Here is a 9,647-nt window from a genome sequence, read left to right on the forward strand (position 1 = left end):
CATGCCGGCCACCCCTCCAAAGGCCACCTACCGCGTCCAGGTCCGCCCCGGCTTCGACCTGGACGCCACCGCCGCCATCCTCGACTACCTCGCCGATCTCGGCGTCAGCCACCTTTACAGCGCCCCGCTGCTGGCCGCCACCCCCGGCTCTCAGCACGGCTACGACGTGGTCGACCACCGGGAGGTCAACCCGGAGGTGGGCGGCGAGGCCGGTCGGCAGCGGCTGCTGCGCGCGCTGCGCGACAAGCAGCTCGGGCTGGTCGTCGACATCGTGCCCAACCACGCCGGGGTCGCCGTCCCCGCGGCCAACCCCGCCTGGTGGGACGTGCTGCGCCGGGGGCGCGACTCGGCGTACGCCGACTGGTTCGACATCGACTGGGACCGGGGCCGGCTGCTGCTGCCGGTGCTGGCCGACGACGCGGCCGCCCTGGACGACCTGAAGGCGGTCGACAACGAGCTGCGCTACCACGAGCACCGCTTCCCGATCGCCGACGGCACCGGCGACGGCAGCGCGGCGGAGGTGCACGACCGGCAGCACTACGAGTTGGTCTCCTGGCGTCGGGGTGACGCCGAGCTGACGTACCGCCGATTCTTCGCCATCGCGGGCCTGGCCGGTCTGCGCGTGGAGGACCCGGCGGTGTTCGCCGCCACCCACGAGCTCATCCTGCGCTGGGCCGCCGCCGGGGAGGTCGACGGCATCCGCGTCGACCACCCGGACGGCCTGCGTGACCCGGCCGGCTACCTGGCCCGGTTGCGGGCCGCCGCGCCGCAGGCCTGGCTCGTGGTGGAGAAGATCCTGGAGTACGGCGAGGAGCTGCCGGACTGGCCGGTGGACGGCACGACCGGCTACGACGCCCTGGCGGCGGTCGGCGGGCTCTTCATCGACACCGACGCCGAGGGTGACTTCACCGCCCTGGACACGCGCCTGACCGGGCAGCACACCTCCTGGGAGGACCTGACCCACGCCACCAAGCTGGCTGCTGCCACCCGGCTGCTCGCCGCCGAGCTGACCCGGCTGGCCGCCCTCGCCCCCGAGGTGCCCACCGAGCAGGCCCGCGCGGCGCTCGCCGAGCTGGCCGCCGCGTTCCCGGTCTACCGCGGTTACCCGCCGCACGGCGCTCGGCACCTCGCCGCCGCCCGCTCCGAGGCCGGCCGCCGTCGCCCCGACCTGGCCGCCGCCCTGGACGCGGTCACCCGCCGGCTGCGCAACCCGGACGACGAGCTGGGCCAACGGTTCCCGCAGCTCACCGGCGCGGTGATGGCCAAGGGCGTGGAGGACACCGCGTTCTACCGGTGGAGCCGGTTCGTGGCGCTGAACGAGGTTGGCGACAGCCCCGCCTACTTCGGGGTGTCGCCGGCGGAGTTCCACCGCTTCGCCGGCGCCCGCCAGGTGCGCTGGCCCGCCAGCATGACCACCCTCTCCACCCACGACACCAAACGCGGCGAGGACGTCCGTGCCCGCCTCGCCGTGCTCAGCGAGCTGCCGGGCCGCTGGGCCGAGCAGGTCAAGGCCTGGATGGAGTACGCCCCGCTGCCCGACCCGTCGTTCGCCCACCTGCTGTGGCAGACCGCCGTCGGCGCCTGGCCCATCGAGCGGGAGCGACTGCACGCGTACGTGGAGAAGGCCGCCCGGGAGGCCGGGGCCTCGACCAGTTGGGCCGACCCGAACGCGGCCTTCGAGCAGGCCCTGCACGCCGTGGTCGACCTGATGTACGACGACCCGAGCCTGCACGACGAGCTGACCGAACTCGCCGCGGCGATCACCCCGGCCGGCTGGTGCAACTCCCTCGGGCAGAAGCTCGTGCAACTCACCATGCCCGGTGTGCCGGACACCTACCAGGGCACCGAGCTGTGGGACAACTCCCTCGTCGACCCGGACAACCGCCGCCCGGTCGACTTCGACGTACGCCGAGAGTTGCTGGCACGGATCGACGGCGGCTGGCGTCCCCCGATCGACACCGACGGCGCAGCGAAGCTGCTCGTCGTGTCGCGGACCCTGCGGTTGCGGCGGGCGCACCCGGAGCTGTTCACCGGCTACCGACCGGTGCCGGCGCACGGCCCGGTGGGCCGGCACGCGGTGGCGTTCGACCGGGGTGGCGTGATCGCCGTGGCGACCCGCCTGCCGCTGGGCCTGGCCCGCGCCGGCGGCTGGTGTGACACGGCCCTGTCGCTTCCCGTTAACGAGGTTACCGACCTGTTCACCGGCCGGGTCTACAGTGGCGGTGAGACGCCCCTGGACGACCTCCTGGCCGATTATCCCGTCGCACTGCTGGCTCCTCCCACCGCTTCCGTGGAGGCTGCTTCATGACCGAATTCTCCGTGTGGGCACCGGACGCCACCCGCGTCAGGCTGCGCCTGGCCGGCGACTCCGACCACGAGATGCGCGCCGCCGCCGACGGGTGGTGGCGGGTCGACGTCCCCGACGCCGGCCTCGACTACTCCTTTCTGCTGAACGACGACGAAACGCCGCTGCCCGACCCCCGGTCACCGTGGCAGCCTGCGGGGGTGCACGGGCCGAGCCGACGCTACGACCACGCGGCCTTCGCGTGGTCCGACAGCTCGTGGACCGGCCGGCAACTGCCCGGCAGCATCCTCTACGAGCTGCACATCGGCACCTTCACCCCGGACGGCACCTTCGACGCGGCCATCGACCGCCTCGACCACCTGGTGTCGCTGGGCGTCGACCTGATCGAGCTGCTCCCGGTCAACGCCTTCAACGGCGAACACAACTGGGGGTACGACGGCGTCTGCTGGTATGCCCCGCACGAGCCCTACGGCGGCCCCGACGGCCTGAAACGGTTCGTCGACGCTGCCCACGCTCGCGGTTTGGGGGTGATCCTCGACGTCGTCTACAACCATTTCGGGCCCTCCGGGGCCTACGCGCCGCAGTTCGGGCCCTACCTCGCCGAGCAGAGCAACAGTTGGGGCCGCTCGGTCAACCTGGACGGCCCGCACTCCGACGAGGTACGCCGCTACATCATCGACAGCGTGCTCATGTGGCTGCGCGACTACCACGTCGACGGGCTGCGGTTGGATGCCGTGCACGCCCTGCCGGACACGCGCGCGGTGCCGCTGCTCGAAGAGCTGGCTATCGAGGTCGAGGCTCTGTCGACGCACCTGGGGCGGCCGTTGTCGCTGATCGCCGAATCCGACCTCAACGACCCGCGGCTCATCACCCCACGGGAGGCGGGTGGGTTCGGGCTGCACGCCCAGTGGAACGACGACGCCCACCACGCGCTGCACACGTTGTTGACGGGGGAGCGGCAGGGCTACTACGGAGACTTCGGCTCCCTCGAAACGCTGTCGGACGTGCTGACCGGCGGGTTCTTCCACGCGGGGACCTGGTCCAGCTTCCGTAACCGGCACCACGGGCGGCCTGTCGATCCTCGGGTGCCGGGGCACCGGTTCGTGGCGTACCTGCAGAACCATGACCAGATCGGCAACCGGGCTACCGGGGATCGGATCTCGGCTTCACTGTCGCCGTCTCTGCTGCGCGTCGGGGCTACGTTGCTGCTGACGGCGCCGTTCACTCCGATGTTGTTCATGGGGGAGGAGTGGGCGGCTTCTACGCCGTGGCAGTTCTTCACCTCGCACCCTGAGCCGGAGTTGGCGTCTGCGGTGCGGACCGGGCGGCGGCGGGAGTTTGCCTCGCATGGGTGGCCGGAGGGGGACGTGCCCGATCCGCAGGACCCGCAGACGTTCGTACGGTCGCGGTTGGACTGGGCCGAGCTGGACAAGCCTGAGCATGCTTCGATGCTGTCGTTCTACCAGCGGTTGATCGCACTGCGGCGGTCGCTTCCTGACCTCTCGGATCCTCGGTTGAACGCGGTTTCTGTGCAGCATGGGGACCAGTTCCTGGTGATGCGGCGGGGGGACACGCTTGTCGTGGCGAACCTGGCGGGGCGGGGGCAGGGGGTGTCGCTGCCTGGGGTGGCTCGGCGGGTGCTGCTGGCTACGGGGGAGGGGGTCACCGTTATGCGGGACCGGATTGAGTTGCCTGCGGAGACTGCGGCGATCGTGGCGCTCTGAGCTGCCAGTGTCGACATTTTGAACGCGGTGGTTCACCTGGCGGTCCCGGCTTCGAAGTTCGCACCAAATAGAAATCTGCCTAGTTAAGGCATTCTTCTTCGCGAAGTCTCTGCAAGTGTACGTAAGCTAGCTCCACACTTGCAGGCATAACGCTTCGCGCCACTGCTAACGATTGAGCCGACTTAGCCAGACGATCGAAATCCTTGACGGAGTCAGCCTCGAAGTCCGCAAAAACCTGGAGAATCGTACCGTAATAGTACAGCGCTACCCCAAGCTCCGTGGAGACGCGCTCGTCGTCCTCAGTAACTTCCCCCTGACGGATAAGTTCAGATGCGGAATTCAGCATATAAGTTTCATTGGGCGCTGGCCACTCAGGGTCCGCGAGTATTCGGAGTAGGCGAAATGCGGCGGAACCGGCTAGGTCGTTATTGACGCGACCGATCAGGCCGGATTTCAAGCGCCCGACTTCTTGAAGAACGATCCCGTGGGTGAGGCCGCACAGGTCAACTTGCCGCGTTGTTCGGCGTAGATCAATAAGGGTGCGGGCGGCTCGGATTAGGTCGCGTGGAATTCCGCCGCTCAACGCATGGCATAAGGCTATGAAAGCGTGAGGAAGCCCCACTAGCCGACGCTCCAGTAATTCCTTTGCTTGAACAAAGTCGAGTACTGGAAGCCTTACGACCTCATCGAAAGTGCTGTCTAGCACTGGTCGAATTCCTACCATTCTGCGCTCGAATTGCGATAGTGCATCTTCGGACACCGTAACGAGATACGTGCAGTGCCGAATTCCGAATATCCCTTTCACGTCGTTAATAAAACGCTCTGCGGCTTCAACTTCAGTGACCCGGTCCAACTCATCAATGATTATTACGAGATGGCCCGACGTCCAGAAGCGCCTCCACCAAATCAAGGAGTCCTCAGCAAAAGACCTGTAAGAGCGAACCAGGTCGGGCAGAGAGGTGGGCTGCTCCAGAAGCTGCCTCGTACGCTTCCGACCCAGCTCAAGGCCAACTTTCGCTTTAAGGGTACCTGAGCGCTCGACGGCAACATTCTGAAGAAAGCGAAGACGTTCTTCCTCGCGAATTGCCCGCGCAACCAATTCAGTCGCTCCTGCCAGCCCTCGATAGGGCCGCAACTTCCCTACCAGCACGTAGAGCGCAATAAGTAGAGCAGCGTAGCTGCCCGCCTGCAGCAGATTTGCTGGAGCGAGCTGCATATTGATGTTGAACCTAAGGAATTGTTGAGCTGGCTGCCACTGGGTTAATGCGATAGCGATCACAAGGGATCCGAGCAGTATTCGAACTGCGGTGAACGCAAACCTTCCAGCTTTCCTTGACGGGGAGTCGGTCATTCCGGATACCGTCGAGATCACCTGCTCACAAATCTGTCGGTACAAGGTAATGACGAAGTCTCTCGCCTCATATGAAGTGGGGGCTTCTAGCGAAATGCAGAGGCTGCCCCGCAGGTACTCGCTGCTTGCGATGCTTCGAAGCAAGGTGCTCTTGCCGGCACCACGAGGGCCGCTGATTGCGACAGCCGAGGCTCCTAGCTCTTGAACTAACGTCGCGATTCGATCAATCTCTTCCCTTTCGATTAAATATTGGCGATCTGCGGATGAACTCAAGGCCGGGGCCTGCTCGAACTTGAGTTCGGTGGGTGATTCCTGGTCCGACCAAGCGTTGAGCGCCACCCGTACATGCGGAAGTAGGGCCGACTTTGCCTCTGCTCTAACACGGGGAAACTTGGAAAAATGGCCTCGGATTTCAACATACCCACCGTACAGTGCAGCTGCAAAAAGAATCGATAGCGCCGATCCGGCAGCAATGACTCCTTCCGTGCCCAGCGGGTCGATAAGCTCCTCAAGCCAGCGAGTTGAGGGGAATTCGGAGGATGATTTTCGATCGTTTTCGCCCCAAAGGCCAGGTAGTTTTTGGCCGATCAAAACGAAATATGCTGCGGGGAACAAGGCCAGCGGTGTCCATAAATACACCTTGGACCGAAGATCCTCGTAACGGTCCGCATGATACTGGAGAGTGTCTCCTTCCTGCTGCTTGAGGTACGAAGAGACGAAGGGTGCCGATCCATGAACTCTTACGGAGTGGGAAAATTCTGGCATGGTCAGAATTTCGGAAACGACTCTCTTTGTGAATGCCTCATGTCGGCGCTGTAGACGTTTATCCTTCCGCTCTTTCTGATAGTCTGCCATTGCGGAGGCAGCCTCGAGTAGCCATTCAATCAAATCATGCGCAATGTAAGCGGCAGTCCAAGCCGCCTCCTTCAGTCGGGAAAGACGGCCGTCGTCGCCGTCTGGCGTCTCCTCTGGATCATCGGTGCTCGGTTCTATGTCGTCCGCTTGATGCTGCTTGGGCTCGCCTTCGTGAAGGGTGGGCATCACCCTTACCTACAGGATTGGCCACCTGGTTGGGTTAGATAGTCACAAAGCCGACACGCCCGCCGCATAGCGATGGCATCTGGAGCGACATTGGCCAGTGCTGACGGATGCCCGCGCGCCTGATGTATGGCCGCCGTAAGTCGGCCTCAGACAGTCAGGGTCACCACTGCCCCTGCCGGTGTAGTGTGCAACCCTGCCGGGTAGGAATGTGTGGCCGTTATCCCGGTCTTCTAACTGGGAGTAAGAAGGCATGTCGAGGAAGCCGGACACCATCGGTGCCAGGATCCGGTACTGGCGGATGCGCCGTGGTGGGATGACTCAGGCCGTCCTCGCCGGGCTCGCTGGCGTCACCCAGTCGTACGTGTCGCAGGTCGAGTCGGGTCGAAAGACAATCGATCGCCGGTCCACTCTGGTCGCTCTTGCCGCCGCACTTCAGGTCACGGTGGCCGACCTGCTTGGCCAGGGCACAGAGTCCGGTGATCCGGCCCGCGAAGGCGCCGCTGAGTGCGTGCCTGCGATCTGGTCAGCCCTGATCGAGATCGAGGACGGCGACCGTCGTCAGTCGACCTACACAACGGAGCGCCTGGCGGCCGAGATCGTCCGCGCCGAGCAGCTTCGCACCTCGTGCAGCTACCCGGCGCTGGCTCGTATGCTGCCCGACCTTCTGCTTGAAGCCGCCGCCGTAGGCGGCACCGTGCTCGTCCAGGTCGCGTACCAAGCCGCGACCTGCCTGCGAAACCTCGGCTACCGCCATCTGGCCCTCAATGCCGCCCGACTCGCTGGGGCGGTCGCCGAAGACACCGAAGACCCAGCATGGATCGCGGCCTCTCGCTTCGCCTATGCGCAAAGCCTGCCGATTGAGTCCGCACCCGTCGCGGCCCGTGCCGCCGACCGGTCACTAATCGAGCTGCAAGCTGACGCCGCCGACGAGCGGGTGCGACAAATGCTCGGACAGCTACATCTCTCGGCCGCGTTGACATCAACGGTCAGCGGTCGCTTGGACGTAGCTCGGGATCACCTCGCAGAGGCGGCCCGAGAGGCGGCGACCCTCGGGGATCCGGCCGACGGCGCGGGCTTCAACGGCTGTGGGTTCGGGCCGACCAACGTCGGATTGTGGGAGATGTCGATCGCGGCCGAGCAGGGAGAGTCCGGCCGCGTCATTGAGCTGTCCCGGGCGGTCCGGCCGCAGGTGCTCGCAGCCTCCATCCGCCAGCAGTCCTATTGGCTCGACCTCGGTCGCGCCCTGGCGGACGGCGGGCGCCGCGACGTTGAGGCGCTAGCAGCATTCGTGCAGGCCGAGCGGGCAGCGCCGATCCCGTTCGCCATCAATCCCCTCGCCCGCGACGCCGTGGTGACGTTGGCCCACCGCGCCCAGCGCCGAGCGATCCCTGACGAGCTGCGACTGATCGCCGGCCGCATCGGCATTAGTTTGGCCGATAAGTAAGGGTGGTCGCGCCTTCGGGCTTGCAGCCCTGACATCCGCCTTCGAGTCCCGCCCAGCCGACGGTCAACTGAGGCGTTGCAGGTCCGTGGCACGTCGCCTGAGGTTGCAGCATCAGCCGAGGATCTGTTAGACCGCTGAGCCGTCGGCAAGATAGACCGGAGTCTTCTGATCACGGGCTCGCATTGCCGCGTGAACCCTTGAGCCGACGTTGCCGGGGAGTCGCGGCAAAGCTTCTTGAAGGGGGAAGAACGCGGCATCATCTAGCTCTTGCCTCAGCAAGTTGAAGCCGTTGCGACTGGCGATGATCCCACAGTCGTACGTGAAGCTGATGAGTGCGCGCGGGCGTGGCCCCGCGGGCGACGCCCAATCGACGACGAGAAGCCCGCCCACCGCCACGGTAACCCCCAACTCCTCCCGGATCTCGCGGGCGCAGGCTTCGTGTGGGTATTCACCTTCGTCCAGGTACCCGCCGGGGAACGTCCAGTAGTCGCGGTAGTTTGGCTTGACGAGCAGCACCCTGCCGGCGGGGTCGGTGATGAAAGCGGCTGCGGCAGCGTGAAAGGCGGCAAGGTTGGCATACCAGGTGGCAGGATCCGTCCAGGTCACGCCAGCGAGGCTATCCAGAACTCGGGGCGCTGGGCGGAGTGACGTACCAGACGCAGACGTGCGCCTGGGCACTCAGCGTCACCGATTCGACGCTCTGCGGGGTACCGTCCAATGATGCACGGCTAGCGGTTCAGCGCCGCAGTCCGGTCCTCTACCTGGGGGTAGACGAAGAAATGGTGAAGAAGCCGGACACCATCGGTGCCAGGATCCGGTACTGGCGAATGCGCCGTGGCGGCATGACTCAGGCCGTCCTCGCCGGGCTCGCTGGCGTTACCCAGTCGTACGTGTCGCAGGTCGAGTCGGGTCGCAAGACCATCGACCGTCGCTCCACCCTGGTCGCTCTCGCCGCTGCACTCCAGGTCACCGTGGCTGACCTGCTTGGCCAAGGCACCGAGCCCGGCGATCCGGCTCGTGAGAGCGCCGCAGAGTGCGTGCCGGCCATCTGGTCGGCCCTGATCGAGATTGAGGACGGGGAGCGCCGCCCGTCGACCTACACAACTGAACACCTCGCGGCCGAGATCGCCCGTGCCGATCAGCTTCGCAATGCGTGCAACTATCCGGCCATGGCCCGCATGCTCCCGAGCCTGCTGCTCGAAGCCGCCGCCGAGGGCGGGACCGCGCTCGCTCAGGTCGCTTACCTAGCTTCCACCTGCCTTCGGCACCTCGGCTACCGCCACCTGGCCCTCAACGCCGCCCGGGTATCTGTATCGGCTGCTGAGGACGTCGAAGATCGGGCGTGGATCGGTGCATCCAGCTTCGTGTACGCGCAGAGCTTGCCGATCGAGTCCGCGCGCTTGGCGGCGAGGTCCGCTGACCGGTCGCTGGTGGAGCTTCAAGGAGATGCCGCCGACGTGCGGGTGCGGCAGATGCTTGGTCAGCTTCACCTGATGGCTGCGCTGGCCTCGACCGTGGACGCCCGTCCGGATGTTGCCCGTGACCACCTCGCAGAGGCCGCACGCGAGGCGGCGAGTTTGGGTGACCCGGCCGACGGTGGCGGCTTCAACGGCTGCTGCTTCGGGCCAACCAACGTTGGGCTCTGGAGGATGTCCATCGCGGCTACCTATTGACTGGTGGTACGACCGCAGCCCGGCCAGGCTTGGTCGAGGTGACCGGTGGGGTCGCTCTCATCGCGGCTGCCCACCGCAGGTTGGTGTGGCTCTCATCTGGCGTGCGCCC

General features: G+C 65.8%; 5 protein-coding genes and 1 pseudogene. 4 read left to right on the plus strand and 2 right to left on the minus strand.

The window, feature by feature from the left end:
* The first annotated feature begins 1 nt into the window (after position 1).
* Together treY and treZ are read left to right on the plus strand one after the other, a co-directional pair.
* Positions 2–2,308, plus strand: coding sequence for a malto-oligosyltrehalose synthase (gene treY, locus KBX46_RS15080; RefSeq protein ID WP_210792968.1), 2,307 nt, complete (start codon positions 2–4; stop codon positions 2,306–2,308).
* The gene (treZ, locus tag KBX46_RS15085; RefSeq protein ID WP_210792969.1) at positions 2,305–4,029 is read left to right on the plus strand and encodes a malto-oligosyltrehalose trehalohydrolase; all 1,725 of its coding nucleotides are present in this window, start codon (positions 2,305–2,307) and stop codon (positions 4,027–4,029) included. The genes treY and treZ overlap by 4 nt, the downstream gene beginning before the upstream one ends.
* Positions 4,030–4,108: 79 nt before the next feature.
* Here treZ and KBX46_RS15090 read toward each other — a convergent pair whose 3' ends face one another.
* Positions 4,109–6,421, minus strand: coding sequence for a P-loop NTPase fold protein (locus tag KBX46_RS15090; RefSeq protein WP_210792970.1), 2,313 nt, complete (start codon positions 6,419–6,421; stop codon positions 4,109–4,111).
* 250 nt (positions 6,422–6,671) lie between these two features.
* Here KBX46_RS15090 and KBX46_RS15095 point away from each other — a divergent pair, with 250 nt between their 5' ends.
* Positions 6,672–7,865 (plus strand): helix-turn-helix domain-containing protein, encoded by a 1,194-nt coding sequence (locus KBX46_RS15095; protein ID WP_210792971.1) that lies wholly within the window; start codon positions 6,672–6,674, stop codon positions 7,863–7,865.
* A 126-nt stretch (positions 7,866–7,991) separates the two neighbouring features.
* Here KBX46_RS15095 and KBX46_RS15100 read toward each other — a convergent pair whose 3' ends face one another.
* Positions 7,992–8,471: an NUDIX hydrolase gene (locus KBX46_RS15100; protein WP_210792972.1), complete on the minus strand. Its 480-nt coding sequence runs from the start codon at positions 8,469–8,471 to the stop codon at positions 7,992–7,994.
* 173 nt (positions 8,472–8,644) lie between these two features.
* Between KBX46_RS15100 and KBX46_RS15105 the strand changes: the two are divergent.
* Positions 8,645–9,529: pseudogene (locus KBX46_RS15105) on the plus strand (helix-turn-helix domain-containing protein); the annotation flags it as partial.
* Between the last annotated feature and the right edge of the window lie 118 nt (positions 9,530–9,647).

The organism is Micromonospora sp. C81 (assembly GCF_018070425.1).
Lineage (GTDB): Bacteria > Actinomycetota > Actinomycetes > Mycobacteriales > Micromonosporaceae > Micromonospora > Micromonospora zamorensis.

Excerpts from the sequence above, each read along its gene's own strand:
- treY (WP_210792968.1), top strand. The coding sequence starts at position 2 with ATGCCGGCCACCCCTCCAAAGGCCACCTACCGCGTCCAGGTCCGCCCC.
- treZ (WP_210792969.1), top strand. The coding sequence starts at position 2,305 with ATGACCGAATTCTCCGTGTGGGCACCGGACGCCACCCGCGTCAGGCTG.
- KBX46_RS15090 (WP_210792970.1), bottom strand. The coding sequence starts at position 6,421 with ATGCCCACCCTTCACGAAGGCGAGCCCAAGCAGCATCAAGCGGACGAC.
- KBX46_RS15095 (WP_210792971.1), top strand. The coding sequence starts at position 6,672 with ATGTCGAGGAAGCCGGACACCATCGGTGCCAGGATCCGGTACTGGCGG.